The organism is Bacteroides sp. (genome assembly GCF_028690125.1).
In the GTDB taxonomy this organism is placed as follows: Bacteria; Bacteroidota; Bacteroidia; order Bacteroidales; family Bacteroidaceae; genus Bacteroides.
This window is the reverse complement of sequence record NZ_JAQVBV010000062.1, coordinates 1-17,071: the sequence shown is the minus strand read 5'-3', so window position 1 is coordinate 17,071 and position 17,071 is coordinate 1. Positions and strand designations below refer to the sequence as shown.

Genomic DNA, 17,071 nt, shown 5'->3' with positions numbered 1-17,071 from the left:
ACCTAGTTACGTATTTAGAATATATGGCCTGTTTTTGAGTTTTTGGTTTTGAAACTCCGTAAATGAAAAAAGGCAGGTGAGAAAATGGGAAAGTCTGAGTTGTCCAGGGAGATTTCCCGGATAAAAGAAGAATTTGCAGGAGCAGATGAAAGTAAATTACGAGTGCTGGAGGGATTGATCGAGCAAGCCGCATATGAACGATTGTATTTAAAACAATTAAACACTCATGCTATAGATTCTGGTTTAGTCCAATTCCATCCGGAAGATGCTAAATTACAAAGAACTTTACCAGTATCAGCGGAAATTGCCCGGCATTCTGCCGCTCTAACAAATATCATGGATAAACTTATCAAACATCTATCTCCAAGTATTATGGATGGCGATGAAGGATTGGAAGAATATGAATAGTTATTTGTTAGAGTATTATGAGAAATGCAAATCGGGTGAAATTTTAATTGGGAAAGAGTTAATGACTCAGCTGGAGATGCTTATAGAAGATATGGATAATCCCCTTTATTATTTTGATCCGACAGAAGCGGCCCATAAACGAATCCGGTTCATGGAAAATGAATGTAAGCATAGTATTTCCCCATTCGCCGGGAAACCATTTCTTTTGGAATTACATCAAAAGGCCTTTCGGGAAGCTATATATGGGTTTTATATGGAGATAGATGGAGAGTGGTTCCGGCGATTTACAGAAGTATTGTATATGGTAGGAAGAAAAAATGGCAAGACTACAGAGGTTGCTGGGGATGGCAATGCTGAGTTTTTTTGTGGTAATATGGGGACAAATATTCTTTGCGCTTCTAATGATTATGAACAAGCTGGGCTGGTTTTTGATGAAATCAATAATATGCGAGAAGAAAATCCGAAACTTGTCCGGGTTAGCCGAAAGAATATAAAAGGCATATTCATGGGGAATCCGAAACAAACTAAAAAGAAGGGTAAATTCAGTTACCAAAACAAGGCTAAGATTAAAAAGCTTTCTGCAAAAACCGGGGCTAAAGAAGGAAAAAATATAGATTTTGCCATTATCGATGAAGTTCATGAGATGAAAGATGATAGCTTGGTCCGCCCTATCAAGCAGTCGATGTCCACCAAGGACGAGCCCTTATATATAGAAATAACTACAGAAGGTTTTACAGAAGACGGATACCTGGATAAGCGCCTGATAGATGCTCGGAAAGTACTAAAGGGGGAATTATATCGACCCAGGTGGTTGATCTGGCTTTACACTCAGGATAATGAGGCGGAGATATGGCATAACAGAGCTAGTTGGGTGAAATCGAATCCAAACTTAGGAGTAGCAAAGAAGTGGGCGTACTTGGATGGTCTTGTTGAGGAAGCAAAAACAGATAGTGCCACCCGGGCTTTCATGTTGGCAAAGGATTTTAATATCAAACAATCCAATGCACAAGCTTGGCTCCAGCAAGGAGAGATAGTAAACCTAGAAACTTTTGAATTAAGTGAATTCACTGGCGGGTTTTATTTGTCTGGAAATGATTTCGCTGAGACTACAGACCTTTGTTCTTCAACAATCTTGCTTAAAAAACCAGATGATAGAAAAACATATCTACATACTCGGTACTGGATACCTGAAAGTAAATTGGAAAAGAGCCCGGATGATGTGGATTATAAGGCATGGGAACGGGCTGGTTATTTAACGATTGTTTCTGGGAATGCTGTGGAATCTTCTATGATAGCCGATTGGCATTTTAAGCTCCTGGAAGAATATGATCTTAAGCCATTTAAGTCGGGATATGATAATCGGTTTGCAAAGGATTTTCAAAATCGGTATATAGAAATATTTGGAGATAAAATTGCAGTGAATGTCCCACAAGAGGCTAAAGCTCTGAGCAATCCAATGCGTACATTAGAAGCAGATCTACGGGATAAATTAGTTAATTATCAGAATAATCCAATGTGCTTCTGGTGTTTTTGTAATACGGGTATAAAATTGGATACTTTAGGGCGAATCATCCCAGTTAAGATGCATGCAACTAAGCGCATTGATGGTACAACATCAAAAATAATAGTATATACTATATTAGAGTGGTATAGGTCTGAGTTTATGGGATTAATCTAGTGATAAGGGAAGGAGGGTTATCATGGGAATTTTATCTTATTTAAAGAGCGTGTTTCCTGGAAGCAGTAAAGAAGAAATGAACCGAGAACGCCATCATGCATGGTTAATGAATGCAACTCCTATTTTTTCGAGTTTTGGGCAAGACATTTATTTGTCTGATTTTGTAAATAATGCAATAGACCGTGTGGCTAATGAAATTAGTAAGATTGATCTTAAAAGTATTGTTCAATATGGAGATATCTTACAGATACAAAATGATGATATCACTCGTTTATTTCGTTTCAAACCAAATCCCCTACAGACCACCAGTGATTTTTTTGCAAACGTGGAATGGTTGAGAAGAAAAGATCGTAATGTTTTTATTTATCCACAGTATGAAATCATAACTCTTCCAAATGGTCGGCAGTTTAAAAGATTTCTGGCGTTTTACCCGCTCAAAATAGCCGCTGTTTATATTGGGGAAAGTAATGGGCAGGTATGGGAAATTAAAATGGATTTTGAGGATGGTAGTAGTTATACTCTCCCGTATAGTGATTTAATCCACTTGCGCTGGCGTCGGGGGACTAACACTATCATAGGGGGCGGGGATGATTACGGGCAGGCTAATGATTACGATGTTATACGGACGATAGATGCCTTGGATAAGACAATCCAGGGATTACCAAAAGGGATCGAAGCCAGCCTACAAATTAAAGGGGTATATCACGCCAAAACTTTAGCAGATTCTCAGAAGCTTGGAAAGATCAGAGATGATTTTGAAGATCATATCATCTCTAGCCGCAGTGGGATGATAGCCACAGACCTTGGTGGGGAATTTACTCCGGTAAATATTAAAGCGGTCGATATTCCAGAACCAGCATTAAAGTTTTTGAAATCGGTTATCCAGGAACGATATGGGGTTTCCGCCGCTATATTATCAGGGGATTACACTGGGGAACAGCATAGTGCATTTTACCAAACCGCTATAGAAGATTTCATTGTACAATTTGAACAAGCCATGACTGCTTGTTGTTTTACTCCTAGAGAACAGGATGTCGGGCACCGGGTCAAATGTTATTATAATAAAGTTCGGTATATGGCAACTGCAGATAAGATGAACCTCGCAAATTTGGCAAAAGAAACGGGGATTATGTCTTTGAATCAGATCAATGAAATGTTCGGAATAGAGCCATTTTCGGGCGGTGATCGTCGGATTCAGAGCTTAAATTATGTAAATATCCAGGATATAGATAGTTACCAAAAAAATAAGGCTGGTGTACAATTAAAAGAGAAGGAAGGGGGCGATGGGGATGACGGTGATTAAACCTGAGCGTCGGCTGATTGAAATTAGAGCAGTCAGCAATGAAGAAAATAAGATGCTGGTTGAGGGATATGCCATTACATATAATGCCCCGGCAACTCATCAGTATGGAAGGCGTAAATTTACAGAGACCATCCGGCGGGGGGCATTGGATAAGACTGATATGAAAGATGTCCCTATGCGATATAACCATAATGATAATATAATGATCATGGCACGTACTCGGAATAAATCCTTGAAGCTTATCAAGGATGATACCGGGCTTAAAATCCAGGCAAATCTTCTCGATACTCAGAGCAACCGGGATCTATACAAAGCTATCCAGGAAGGGCTTATTGATAAAATGAGCTTTGCTTTTTCCGTTGCAGACGGGGGAGATTCCTGGATTTTTGGGGAAGAGGAGACTATCAGAGAGGTCCATAATATTGATAGATTGTACGATGTAAGCGCGGTGGATACCCCGTTTTACGACAGTACATCTATATATGCGCGGAGCTTGGAATTACTGGATGGTGAGGAAAAGCGGCTGGAGGGCTTGCGCAAGGCTGAAGAGCTGGAAATTATGAAATTGAAAATTAAAATGAAAGGTAAGGTGTAGAGATAATGAAGAAAAAATTATTGGCGATGTTGGACAAGAAAAATGCAAGGAAGCTTGAGATAAATTCTCTGGTTGAGGCTTCCAATGATGTAGAGGAACTGCGTACTCTGAGCACTGAGCTGGATGCTCTTAATACTGAAATTCGAAATTTACAAGAAATGATTGATAATTTACCGGAGGAGCCGACCCCGCAGTCCCAAAGAACCCAGGCGGTAACTGGTGATATTCCTGGAGCTGTATCTTCTTCTGCGGCTGGGCAAGAAACTCGCGGATCGGCCCCCGCAATTCCACATGATCCTTTTGGTACAATGGAATATCGGAATGCTTTTATGCAATTCTGTAAGACCGGGAAGATTACAGAAGAATTCCGCAAGATGCAGCCCGAGTTTAGATTGGATGCCATGACCACGGTCACCGAGGTTTCCGCTATCATTCCTTCTACCATACTCAAGGAGATCATCAAGGAAGCTAAGATTTATGGTCAGATTTTCTCCCGCATCCGTCTTTTGAATATCAAGGGTGGAGTCACTGTTCCCATCTTGACTCTCAAACCGACGGCTACCCGGATTGGAGAGGCTGCTCCATCTGATAAGAAAAAGGTCACGGTCAATACCAATGTGTCTTTCAGTTACTATGGTTTGGAATGTAAAGTTGCTACTTCCTTGCTGGCTGAGACCGTTACCCTGGAAGGTTTTGAATCCTTGGTTAAGGATTTGATTGGTGAGGCTATGATCATTGCTATTGAAACAGAGATTATCAGCGGTAATGGTACTGGCCGGTGTTTGGGAATCACTGCTGATCCCCGGGTTCCTGCTGGCAATAAAGTAACCTTGACTGCCGATGAAATTTCTGCTTGGGATGCCTGGAAGAAGAAGGTATTTGCTACAATGCCATTGGCTTATAAAGCCGGAGCTACTTTCCTTATGGCATCCGGGACTTGGGAAGGATACATCGACGGTATGGTTGATGCAAATGGACAGCCCATTGGCAGAACCAATTATGGTATTACTGACGGCCCGGCGGAAAGATTTGGTGGGAAAGAAGTAATCCAGGTAGAGGATGATTTGATCGTTCCCTTTGATGAAGCCGAAGATGGCGATGTAATCGCTATCTATTGCAATCTGAAGAATTACGCTGTCAATAGTAATCTCCAGATGAGCATGTACCGGTATTTTGACCATGACACTAACGAATGGATTGATAAGGCCATCCTCATTAATGATGGGAAACTGCTGGACCCGAATGGCGTTATCATCATCTACAAAGAAGGCGACGAATAATAGGGGAGAATTTTTATTCATCCCCTATTAAGAAATGGAGGTAAAAAAGATGTATCCGTATAATCACAAACGAGGACAGAGAATACAAACTGATGCTTCCGGGGTGGCTGTCGCCAGATCCTTTTTAGCCCATTTTCAAGTGCCTGCGGCAGATGCTGTTGCGGCTAATACTAATGGAGTGATGGCTTTAACCAATCTGGGGGCGATGGTCCAATCTATCACCGCCGGATTGACTAACCCAGCAGTCCCCCGTAATGCTCAGATTGATGGCAATGTGTCTGGGATAACAGGAAATGTCAAAGTCTATGGTACTAATTACGCCGGCGCGGTTATCTCGGAAACCATTGCATTGAATGGAACTACTGATGTGGCTGGTAATCTGGCTTTTAAGACCATCACCAAGGTGGATCTGCCGGTTCAAGTACACGCTCCGGCGGCTCAGACAGAGACTATAGAGGTTACTCATGCCGTAACTGCGGAAGCATCTGGAGATATAACCATGGCTATCACTGCGGCAATCCTGGGAGAAGCGTCGCCGAAATCCGTGGTTATAGCGGTAACCGATGCTTTGGATGATGTAACCAAAGTAGCAACTGCTATCGTCGAAGCATTAAACGAGGATGAGGATGTATCGGCTCACTTTGTAGCCTCGAATGAAGCCGGGATTATTACTCTGACAGCTCTGGTACCACTGGCGAATGATACAACGCTGGCCTTTGGTTTTACCGACACCGATACCACCGGGGTAACTTGTGGATCATCCACTAACGGAACCGCCGGCGTGCCCTACGACAAGGTTTCTGTTGGTTGGGGGAATAAATTTGGGTTGCCTTATATGCTCTCTGCGGATGAGCTGGTTATCCTTAAATTGTTTAACAACGCAGCTGATACCGGGACGGTGACCGAGGATGCGGACGAAATTGAGAAAAACGTATTCGCAATAAACGGCTCCCCGGACGGACTGAAGCCCATTGATCTGTATATCATTGTTTAAGGGGGCGGCGGAATATGGCATTACTTGACGATGTAAAACCACGGCTCGGGGTGTTTTATTCCGACTCCAACAAGGACGCCGAGGTACAGCAAATGGTTGATGGAGCATTATTGTTTTTTAAAGGGGCGGGCTGGGATATTGATAATTCCAGCCCGTCGGCTTTAGAAACAGAAGCTGTTGTCCTTTATTGTAAGATGGCTCAATCTACTGATCCGATGCAATTAACTAATCATCCAGTATTAATATCTTTCATAGCGCAAGGGCGGGCGGTGATAGAAGATGAAGTTTAATCCAATAACTCCGATGCAATTCTACTCCAAAAAAGATACATATATCCCTGGGCAGGGGCAATCTGTGACTTGGGAGTTGCTTACAAGTGGGGTATATACTATGTTTTATGGAGAATGGCGTGGGAGTTTTGGAGAACGAGCCATCTCTGCGCAGGCTTTAGGAGTGAAAGATTCTGCTACTGTCCGTATTTTTTACAATCCGGTATTATATGAAAAATTAAAAACCACTCAAGTACTTATTATTAAAAATGCAGATGCTTCTGCTGTTATCAATGGAGTCCCGAGTAAAAATAATTCTAATGTATATGAGCTTTGGGGTGGGGTTGATAATATGATGGAGGAAAACCAATATATGGAATTCCGTGTTAGGAGGTATGAGGGAATATGAGAGATGTATTACAAGCCGCTCTTGATGCTGCTCTTTACCCTCAGGTTCTTTCATATTGGCAATGTAAATCAGGCGATGCAGATGAATATATAGTCTACTCTCGTTCTGGGAGCAGCATAGAAGGATCTGCTGATGATGCTCCTCTTGTCAAAGCTGAGAACATGACCATCCGATATTATTACCGGGGAACTAAAATCAGTGATTATGCTGGGCGGCAAGCCGTAGAAGCCCGAGAAGACGCAATCCAGGCTGCGGTAGAGAATGCGGGATTTTTTCTTCCTTCTGGTAGGTTTGATGCTGGGGATATTGATGATATTGGTTTTTTTGTGACTGTCTTTGAGTGTGAGTATTGGGGGATTGCTTGATGGCAAAAATTAATAATTTCGAAGCCACTATAACCGCCCTGTTGGAAGAATACGGGGATATAGTCTATCAAGCGACAGAAGATGGTTTAACTGCTGCTGAAAAAATTTTAGTTACTAATCTTAAAGCGGATAGCCCAGAAGATGAAGGGGATTATGCAAAATTATGGAAAAGCACGGGGAAAAAATATAAATTACAGCGGTATGTTGGTAATTCTAAGACAGTTGATGGGAAAAGCGGGGAAATTCCGCTTTCAAATATTTTAGAATACAGTTTGAAATCCAGGCATCAAGGACGAATTAAAAGGGTTTATGAAGCAAGTATTGATGAGATGGCTTCCGCTATGGTGGCTGAGATAAAGAAGGAGGTTTAATAATATGCCGAATAAGGTGAAATATGGTCTTAAAAATGTGTATTATGCCATTATTACTGAATCTAATGGAGTTGTGTCTTATGGTACTCCCGTGGCTATTCCCGGCGCGGTAAATTTGATGTTATCTCCTGTAGGAGAAAAGGTACTTTTTCCGGCAGATGATCAAGTTTATTTCGAAGAAAATATTAATAATGGGTATGATGGGAGCCTGGAATTCGCCCTTATTCCTGATTCATTTCGTATTAATGTCCTGGGGGATACGGAGGATGTTAATGGCGCAATTATAGAAAATGCTAATGCTGCGGTTAAGAAATTTGCCGCGATGTTTGAGTTTGATGGGGATGTTAAAAAGACCAGACATGTCCTATATAATGTTTTGCCGACGCGCCCCAAGGTGGAGGGGACCACTAAACCAAGCACTAATACCAAAGAACCAAAAACGGAGAGCATGGATATCTCTGTCCGCCCCGCCCTTGATACTAGCGATGTAAAAGCTAAAGTGCTCCAGGGGGAAACTGGATATGATACCTTTTTCTCGGCAGTATATCTGAAGGATGCTCCTACTAATACAGCCGATGATCCGGCAGATTTCAGCAAGGCGGGCTCCGATGATGTGACGGTCGATGTAACTTCGACTAGTGGTTCCAATACGGTTAAGAGCGTTTATATGGATGGTCTTCCGGTTGGGTTTGCTCATCTGAGTATAACTGGAGTCGATGTGACTTTGGCCAATGCTTATATTGATACCTTGGAAAATGGAGATCATACTATTTTGATTGAATTTACTCAAGGCAATGCCGTATCTGTAACTTTGACAGTGGGGGCGTAATACATGGAAAAGATATTAGTGATTGATGGGCGCGATGTTAAGTTTAAAAGTACCGGGGCTTTCCTGCTCCGGTACAAAGCCCAGTTTGGCAGAGATGCCTTGCGGGATATTTTTATCCTTCAGGAAAGTGTGAATGCGGAAGGTCAGGTTGTAAATGCTAATGCCTTAGAACTGGAAATTGTTTATGATTTAATTTGGGTGCTAGCTAAGACCGCTGATCCGAATATCCCGCCTCCTATGGAATGGCTGGACACTTTTGAAGAATTTCCATTATCGGAAATTGTACCAGAAATAACGGATATGATTTATCGTAGTATGGGAATAACGGTTGAATCTAAAAAAAAGTAACTGGGGTGGGGGATTCCTCTTTTGAATTAACTACAGAATTGGTAATTCTCCGGGCACTTGAAAGGGGCTTGATTCTGCGAGACTTTGAGGATTTGACTTTCGGGACAATATTAGGAATTATTATAAGTTATAATAATGAACGATTGGATGAAAATGAAGTAGAGGATTTAGTAAGATCCGCTGCTCAAGCTGATTTTGATGGGTTTTGATAGGTGGTGAGATAGATGTCCAGTAAAATCAAGGGAATTACCCTGGAAATAGGCGGGGATGTAACTTCTTTAAATAAGGCTTTGGGCGGGGTTAATAAGATATCTAAAGACCTGCAGTCTGAGCTAAAACAGGTAGAACGTCTGCTAAAATTAGATCCTTCTAATACTGAGCTTCTGGCACAAAAACAGAAAATCCTGGCGGGAGCTATTTCTAATAGTGGGGAAAAGCTTAATTTACTTCGAGATGCCCAAGAACAAGTTAATGAGCAATTCCGCCGGGGGGATATAAACGAAGAACAATACCGAGCTTTCCAGAGGGAAGTAGTTTCGGCAGAACAAGAATTACAACGTTTTGAGCGGCGGCTGGAGGAGGTTGGTAGGGTATCTCGGAATTTAGGGGAGGACCTACAAAAAACCGGCAGTAAAATGAAATCAACTGGTGAAAAAATGACCGTTGGTATCACTGCCCCGATCGTTGCCGCTGGTGGGATGATGCTTAAAGGAGCCATGGATGCAGAGGCCGCTCAGGGAAAATTACAAGCATCTTTAGGTCTCACAGTGAAAGAGGCGGAAAAGCTTGGAGAAGTAGCTAAGGAAGTCTGGAAAAATGGTTTTGGTGAAAACATTGATGAAGTTGATCAGGCTATTGCTAATGTCCGCAAAAATATGGGGGATATGGCTGATCAGGAAATGCAGAAAGTAACTGAAGGAGCCATGACCATTGCCGATGTTTTTGATCAGGATGTAAATGAGGTTACTCGCGCAGCTGGGGTTATGATGAAAAACTTCGGGATATCTGGTCAGGATGCAATGGATCTCATAACGGTGGGATTCCAAAAAGGCGGTGATTTCTCAGGGGAATTATTGGATACTCTCCGGGAATATTCTCCACAGTTTGTAAGTCTGGGGTTATCTGCTGATCAGGCTATGGCCATGTTAATTAAAGGAGCTGAGGCAGGGGCCTGGAACCTGGATAAAGTCGGCGATGCCATGAAGGAATTCAACATCCGGGCACAAGATGGCAGCAAGACTACGGCTGAGGGATTTGCGGCTATAGGCTTAAATGCGGCCGAGATGGGCATGTCTATAGCTAAGGGAGGGGAAGATGCTCAAAAAGCATTTATGGCTACTATAGCTGCTCTTACCGCCATGGAAGATCCCATGGCTCAGAACCAAGCTGGGATAGCCCTTTTTGGTACTCAATGGGAAGATGTTAGATCCCAGGTAATTACTGCTATGGCGGATGGGGTAACCGGTATAAAAGATTTTCAGGGGGCAACGGCGGATGCTACAAAAACACTCCAGGAGAATAATCCAAGCTTGGTGCTTATACAAGCTTTTCGTGAAATTCAGGGCGCTGTTGGTCCGGCCTTACTTCCAATCGCTGAAATAATAAATAAGGACGTTGCTCCAGCACTAAAATCTATGGCGGAAGGGTTTTCAAATCTTTCTCCAAACGGTCAAAAAGCCATAATAGCAATCGCCGCTATAGCCGCTGCAATAGGCCCAGTATTATTCGTGGCGGGTAATTTAATAACTCTGGTGGGAACAATATCCACTGCATTGCCTATATTGGGAGCCGCTTTTACCGCATTAACTGGGCCTATAGGTCTGTCGGTAGCCGCCGTAGCCACCGTGATAGCAATTGGGGTGGAATTGTATAGAAATTGGGATGATGTTAAGTCGAGGCTATCCTCCACTTGGGATGGTATATCCAGATTATTTAGCGGTAACGGAGAAGCCCTCAAGAGGGGAGTATCAAGCCTTATAGGAGATATAAAAAATATTTTCGCTAATTTGCGGATTGAAATTCCTAGACCAAAGTTACCTCATATCAATGTTGATTGGAGATCTGTTGGTTTTGGGGATATGAAGATCCGTATTCCTGATTTTGGGATAGATTGGTATGATAAGGGTGGTATTTTCAATGATGCGTCCATAATTGGTGTTGGAGAAAAAAGAAAAGAGGCTGTAACTCCAATCGATGAATTACCGAATTTGATAGTTGAGGCATTAAAAAAAGCTTTAGGGATAGAGCAGCAAAAAAACTATTTTCAGGAGGAAAGCCTGCAGCCCCTTAAGATAATATTACAACTTGATAGCAAAACAATTGCTGAGGGGTTGTATGATATCCAATCTAGGACTTTCAGAGCAAAGGGGATAAAGCAATATGCTTAAAGGATTTACGTATAATAACCAGCATAGCAGCTCCTTGGGAATTTATTCTAGGATTGGAGATATGGACATATTCCCGGAAATAGGCGATATATTTAAAGAGAATCCTAGTCGGGATGGCAGTTATTTAATGCCTGGGAAATTGAAAGACAAAAGATTACCTGTTATTTGTTTTCACAGAGAAAATAACATAGAGGACGTAAGGGCTAAGCAATTTGATATATCAGCATGGTTATATACCCAGGATTGGTCGGAGCTATCTCTTGATGTTATTGAAAATAAATTTTTTATAGCTAAATTGATAGGACCTGTTTCATCAAAAGCAATTATCACAACGGATGAATTTACTTTAAATTTTAGGAGGCATCCCTTAGCTTTTTCTGCTGAAATTTCCGAATCGTTTGTGAATGACGTAATTATTGTAAATAATATAGGTAATTATCCGGCCTTGCCCAGGTTTGAAGTAACTTTTACTGATTCTGCCTCGGAATGGAAGGTTTCAAATGCAGCCGGGCAATATGTTCGTGTTATAGATACGTTTATTCTTGGGGATGAGTTAGCGGTTGATTTTTCAACTGGAAGGGTAATGAAAAATGGTATAGTAGTTATGGGAAAACTTAATTGGCAATATAGCCGATTCTTTTCTTTAGGTTTAGGAGATAATGCCTTGACAGTTACCCCAGAAGATGTTTGCTCAACACAAATAAAATTTAATCCTTGTTATGTTTAGGAGGAAAAACTATGCTGTATATCTTCAACCCATCAGAAACATTACTTGAAACTATACCGGATTCATTTTTCGATATAGCAAAGCATCATGAAGTTCTAAATGATGATAATTATTTCCATTTTACAGTTATTAATCCCGATTATATGCCGTTTTTGGTGGTAGGTAATTTAGTTGCATTTATAGACCTGGATGGCTATTTTCAGTTTTTCGAGATATTAAATGTAAGGGATGTTGACGGGGCTGAATTTTGTAAATACATTTATTGTGAGCATATTCTTTTTGAATTGCTGGATGATTTTGTGACGGATAAAAGACCATCGGCCGGAGCCACTGCAGCTCTAACTGGTGTTCTCGAAAATACTCGCTGGAATGTCGGGATAGTTGATGAAGAAGCGTTAGGAGTTTCCAATTGTACTATATATTATGAATCGGCTTTAGCGGGAGTAAAGAAGATTGCCCAGGCCTGGGGTGGAGAATTAAGATGGCGTTGTGTTATAAACGATGGGATAATCACAAGATATTGTGATTTATTAGCTCAGCGTGGGGCTGATAATGGTAAAGTTTTTACTTGTGAAAAAGATATTGTTGAGATAGAACGAACGGAAGATATTTCTCAGCTTTGTACTGCGTTATATGGTGTTGGTAAGGGAGTCGAAACTGATACCGGGGGATTTGGAAGGAGATTAAATTTTTCTGATGTTGTTTGGTCTGTTGCAAGTGGGGACCCCGTAGATAAGCCCGCTGGGCAAGAGTGGGTTGGGGATGCCGGAGCTTTGGTCGCCTATGGTAGAAATGGCAGGCATCGGTTTGATATATATATAGAGGATGCACAAACGGACGGAGCGGCGCTGTTACAGAATACGTGGGATGTTTTGCAAATTAGAAAAACACCTAGAGTTACCTATAAAATGAAAGTCAGTTTATTTGAAAGGTTGACCGGGTCCGAAACTGTAAGATTAGGCGATTATGTGGGGTGTTTAGATTTTAATTTTAATCCTGTTTTGGCTATCTCTGCTAGGGTTATGGATTTTGAACGGGATATAAAAAACTATGAAGAATCGGTAGTAGTTTTAGGAAATTTCGCTCCCACACTTATTGATTTTGATTTTAGCACGCATCAGCAGGTTACAAGGGTAATAAATAGGACATATAATACTAATTTACTTGATGGGACAATAGACGTCCTTCAAAATGCTATAGAAAATTCACAAGCTTTTGTTTTTGAAACGCCTCAAGGGACTCTTCATCTCAATGCCGCTACTTATGAAGAGGCTACAGAGGCTATGTTGTTGGGTGGTGGTCGGTTTGCGATTGCTAATCAAAAAGATGGTGAAGGTGGTTGGGAATGGCGGACATTCGGCGATGGATCGGGATTTACCCTTGATTTGTTAACTGCAGGAAAAATAAGAGCAGATCAAGTTCAAATAGGATCGGTTTCCACTTTTGCTTCTGGTTACGACCCATCTACAAAAGAGACTCCTTCTGGAGCACAATCAAAAGCTACAGCAGCACAGCAAGCTGCCGAAGTGTATGCGGGCGGATTAGCTAGCAATCTTCAAGATCAGATTGATGGAAATATTATTGCATGGTTTTATGAGTATGAACCCACTCTAATTGATGAGCCAACAGTTAGTTGGGATACGGATGCAAAAAAGAACCAACATCTTAACGATACCTTCACCAATACGATTACCGGATATAGTTATAGATGGGCTTATGTGACTGGGGTATATCAGTGGATACGCATTACCGATACCGATGTTACAAAAGCTTTAGAGGATGCTCGGAAAGCACAAGACATCGCAGATCATAAAAGAAGAGTATTTGTGGCAACTCCTACCAATGCTGATGCTTATGATATTGGTGATTTATGGAGCGGTGGTAGTAGTGGAGATTTAAAGCGATGCAAAACAGTAAAAATAGCGGGCGCGGTTTACGATCCTGCTCATTGGGAATTAGCGTCAAAGTATACAGATGATACCACTGCAATTTCTAAAGCGAAAACGTTCTGTCAGGCTGGCGTTCCTACCTCTGTCAGCGTAGGGGATTTTTGGATCGATTCCGACGATGGTAATAAACTTTATAGAGCAGCTTGTGTAGGTGCTAATGAGATAAAAGCAGGCGAGTGGATACTTGTTAGAGATGCTGGCATTGCTCAGGCTTTAGAGGATGCAGCAACAGCTATTACCGATGCGGCTACAGCACAAGGAACAGCTGACGGTAAAGTAACTACTTTCTTTCAAACTGCGGTTCCTACTGCTGAGGGTGTAGGCGACTTATGGATAGATACCGATGACGGTAATAAATTATATCGTTGGAATGGTTCTACTTGGACGGCAGTTCAGGATGCGGGGATAGCTCAAGCGATTACTGCTGCGGGTACTGCACAAACTACAGCAAACTCAAAAATAGTAACTTTCTATCAGACCTCTATGCCTACTGCATCGGCTGTAGGAGACTTATGGGTAGATACGGACGATAATAATAAACTTTATCGCTGGAGCGGTTCTGCTTGGCAAACAGCGAGAGACGCTACAATAGCAACTGCTCAAACTACGGCCAATAATGCAGCAACAGCAGCTAGTAATGCACAAACTAGTGCAAACACTGCTAATACACTATTATCGGATATTGCTAATGATAACAAATTAACTCCGGTTGAAAAACAGGCAACCAAGAAGGAATGGGATGTAATTGTATCTGAAAAGTCTGGGACAGACACTCAGGCCGATGTTTTCAGCGTATCTAGAACGGTTTACGATTCCGCTTATGATGCTCTAAATACCTATATTACGCCCTTATTATCAAACTTAACGACTACCAGTGATATTACAGGTACTACCTTTAGAACGAATTTTAAGAATTACTATGATGCTCGTACGGCTCTGTTAAATGCTATAGCAGCTAAAGCTAAAGAAATAGCAGATTCTAAACTAGCCACTGGTGTTGGTGTAGATTCAGATTGTAGCCTACTTGCACATTTCGATGATAGTTTACTGACTCATAAAGCGGATGAACTTAGTTTTGTTCGTGAATCCATAGCGATTAAACAGGACGGTAGTCAGGTAGCTGCTAATATCCCCAGATATGAAACTGGTAAATTCGGTAAGGCTATAATGGTCGAGGAAGGAACTCCTAACTTACTGTCTGCAAATCAGAGCAGTGTGGAAACTAATACTACAGGTTTTACTTCTAATAACGGGGCTGTTTTAACCAGAGATATCACAAAATACTGGACTGGGAACGCCTCACTTAAAGTCGTTTCTACGGGAGGTACTTACCAAGGATTTTGTGTTACAGCTTCTGTTACTACTGGATTAGTATACACTTTTTCTGTGTACCTTTATAGTGATGCTCAAGCAAATATAAGTGTTACTTTAAGTGACACTCGCACTAGAGCTGATATTTCGATTACGTTAAACGCTGGCATCTGGACTCGATTTTCTTTTCCTTTTCCTATTACCATGACAAGTTCTGGTACTTTTTTGATGTTTGTGCGTAATACTGCAGCAGGTACTTTTTATGCGGATGGTCTGCAACTTGAACAGAAATCATATGCTACAAGCTGGATACTTGGTGGAACCACTCGTCAACCAGAATTATTGTCTTTTCCTACTACTGGATTATCTCCTACTACTGGAACTATATCGGTATGGGTGAATGTTAATACAATAAGTAAAAGACAAATTACAACGGATTGGCCTATGATTTTTTGTTGCAATAAATCAGGAGGTATATCTCTTAGGGTAGGCCACAATAATAATACTACACAATGGTATATATGGGCTGAATCTAGTTCGGGGGGTTTTTGTCCAGATTCTTTAACTCCTAATGGCTGGCATATGTTTACAGCAACTTGGAATGCTTCTTATATGAAATTATATATTGATGGAACAGAAGTTATTTCGGTTAGTAATCCTCAATTACCACTTGATATTCTAAGTATAGATTTAGGATATTCTTCTACGGTAACTTTGTCCTATGCAGATACACTGTTTGACGAGCTGCGTATTGATTCTGTTGCCCGCACAGCAGACGAGATCAAATCCTGGTATAACGCTCGGTCACCGTTTTATGCGGCGGAGAGTCTGGATAATTTCGTGAATATAGTCATTAATCCAGCAATAGATAATGCTATGTCAGCTGCAGCCAATGCTCAAGAGGCGGCTGATGGTCTAATACAGGGGTTCTTCCAAACTACCGCTCCGACAAGCGGAATGTCTTTTGGCGATATTTGGATTGACACCGACGGACATACTCCTCCAACTACAGCCGATATTTACAGATATGAAGATGTAGATCATGGTTCTCAGGGTATTTTAGCTTGGAGGGCGACGCCCACAAGTGCTGTAGGTGCTGTATATCTCAGTGCTTATAATGCTCAAACAACGGCTAACAGTAAAATAAAAACTTGGTATCAAGCATCTGCTCCCACCAGTGGACGGACGTTAGGTGATTTATGGGTGGATACGGACGATGGTAATAAACTTTACAGATGGGATAATTCTAATTGGGTGCAGGTTAGAGATGCAGGTATTGCCATAGCCCTTGATGGTACCGCCAAATATCGTACGGACGATGTTCCAGCAAATAATCCGTTGCCTAGCGCCATCGTTATAGAGTCTAATACTGATGGCAGCATTAATATTAAGCTTTCTTGGGGTCAGTATACTCAGGACGGAACAAAACAGGCCGACCTGCTGTTGTTGTTCTGGAAAAAAGGTGATAGTTCAGGACTTGGAGCGCCAGGGGTTACTGATTCTTGCATAGCGTTTAATGTAAACACCGCTGGAGCCTCTTTCTACCGTTTTGAAGGTGTACCGAGTGATAAATACTATTCATTTGGTATTGCTGCTGCACGTCGAACAGAAAGTGGACTGAGAATAGGTGCAATTCAAAGTCCGACATCATCCCCGGACTGGCAAGATGTAACTCAGGGCACTCCTAACTATACTGGCGATGTGGCGGGAACTCCTGCTGGTGAGATGGTTAATTTCGGCATGGGGGTCAACGATACATGCATAGCGCTACTACATTTTAATAGTTCTCTGAATACCCATAAAGCAGCAGCAATTAATTTCAGCCGCGCTAGCGAAGCTTATTGCTCT

General features: G+C 41.7%; 15 protein-coding genes. All 15 read left to right on the top strand.

The window, feature by feature from the left end; genetic code table 11:
- The first annotated feature begins 84 nt into the window (after positions 1-84).
- Positions 85-408 carry a hypothetical protein gene (locus tag PHO71_RS23370; protein WP_300208250.1) on the top strand — a complete coding sequence of 108 codons (324 nt, stop codon included), beginning with the start codon at positions 85-87 and terminating at the stop codon, positions 406-408.
- Positions 401-2,086, top strand: a complete 1,686-nt coding sequence (locus PHO71_RS23365) for a terminase TerL endonuclease subunit (RefSeq protein ID WP_300208248.1) — start codon at positions 401-403, stop codon at positions 2,084-2,086. The genes PHO71_RS23370 and PHO71_RS23365 overlap by 8 nt, the downstream gene beginning before the upstream one ends.
- A gap of 22 nt (positions 2,087-2,108) precedes the next feature.
- A complete protein-coding gene (locus PHO71_RS23360) occupies positions 2,109-3,389 on the top strand; it encodes a phage portal protein (protein ID WP_300208246.1) in 1,281 nt (426 codons plus the stop codon).
- Positions 3,376-3,984 (top strand): HK97 family phage prohead protease, encoded by a 609-nt coding sequence (locus tag PHO71_RS23355; RefSeq protein ID WP_300208243.1) that lies wholly within the window; start codon positions 3,376-3,378, stop codon positions 3,982-3,984. The genes PHO71_RS23360 and PHO71_RS23355 overlap by 14 nt, the downstream gene beginning before the upstream one ends.
- Before the next feature lie 5 nt (positions 3,985-3,989).
- Positions 3,990-5,264 (top strand): phage major capsid protein, encoded by a 1,275-nt coding sequence (locus tag PHO71_RS23350; RefSeq protein WP_300208242.1) that lies wholly within the window; start codon positions 3,990-3,992, stop codon positions 5,262-5,264.
- 34 nt (positions 5,265-5,298) lie between these two features.
- A complete protein-coding gene (locus PHO71_RS23345; protein WP_300208240.1) occupies positions 5,299-6,258 on the top strand; it encodes a hypothetical protein in 960 nt (319 codons plus the stop codon).
- A 14-nt stretch (positions 6,259-6,272) separates the two neighbouring features.
- Positions 6,273-6,548 carry a hypothetical protein gene (locus PHO71_RS23340; RefSeq protein WP_300208238.1) on the top strand — a complete coding sequence of 92 codons (276 nt, stop codon included), beginning with the start codon at positions 6,273-6,275 and terminating at the stop codon, positions 6,546-6,548.
- Entirely contained in the window at positions 6,538-6,936 is a 399-nt protein-coding gene (locus PHO71_RS23335; RefSeq protein ID WP_300208236.1) for a hypothetical protein, read from the top strand. Before PHO71_RS23340 ends, PHO71_RS23335 begins: the two co-directional genes overlap by 11 nt.
- Entirely contained in the window at positions 6,933-7,301 is a 369-nt protein-coding gene (locus PHO71_RS23330; protein WP_300208232.1) for a hypothetical protein, read from the top strand. The genes PHO71_RS23335 and PHO71_RS23330 overlap by 4 nt, the downstream gene beginning before the upstream one ends.
- The gene (locus tag PHO71_RS23325) at positions 7,301-7,672 is read left to right on the top strand and encodes a hypothetical protein (RefSeq protein ID WP_300208230.1); all 372 of its coding nucleotides are present in this window, start codon (positions 7,301-7,303) and stop codon (positions 7,670-7,672) included. The genes PHO71_RS23330 and PHO71_RS23325 overlap by 1 nt, the downstream gene beginning before the upstream one ends.
- Positions 7,673-7,676: 4 nt before the next feature.
- Positions 7,677-8,501 (top strand): major tail protein, encoded by an 825-nt coding sequence (locus tag PHO71_RS23320; RefSeq protein WP_300208227.1) that lies wholly within the window; start codon positions 7,677-7,679, stop codon positions 8,499-8,501.
- Positions 8,502-8,504: 3 nt separating this feature from the next.
- Positions 8,505-8,849: a hypothetical protein gene (locus PHO71_RS23315; protein ID WP_300208225.1), complete on the top strand. Its 345-nt coding sequence runs from the start codon at positions 8,505-8,507 to the stop codon at positions 8,847-8,849.
- A 224-nt stretch (positions 8,850-9,073) separates the two neighbouring features.
- Positions 9,074-11,236, top strand: a complete 2,163-nt coding sequence (locus PHO71_RS23310; protein ID WP_300208222.1) for a phage tail tape measure protein — start codon at positions 9,074-9,076, stop codon at positions 11,234-11,236.
- Entirely contained in the window at positions 11,229-11,963 is a 735-nt protein-coding gene (locus tag PHO71_RS23305) for a phage tail domain-containing protein (protein WP_300208220.1), read from the top strand. Before PHO71_RS23310 ends, PHO71_RS23305 begins: the two co-directional genes overlap by 8 nt.
- 11 nt (positions 11,964-11,974) lie before the next feature.
- Positions 11,975-17,071: phage tail spike protein (locus PHO71_RS23300; RefSeq protein WP_300208218.1), on the top strand; the 5,097-nt coding region annotated here is incomplete at its 3' end.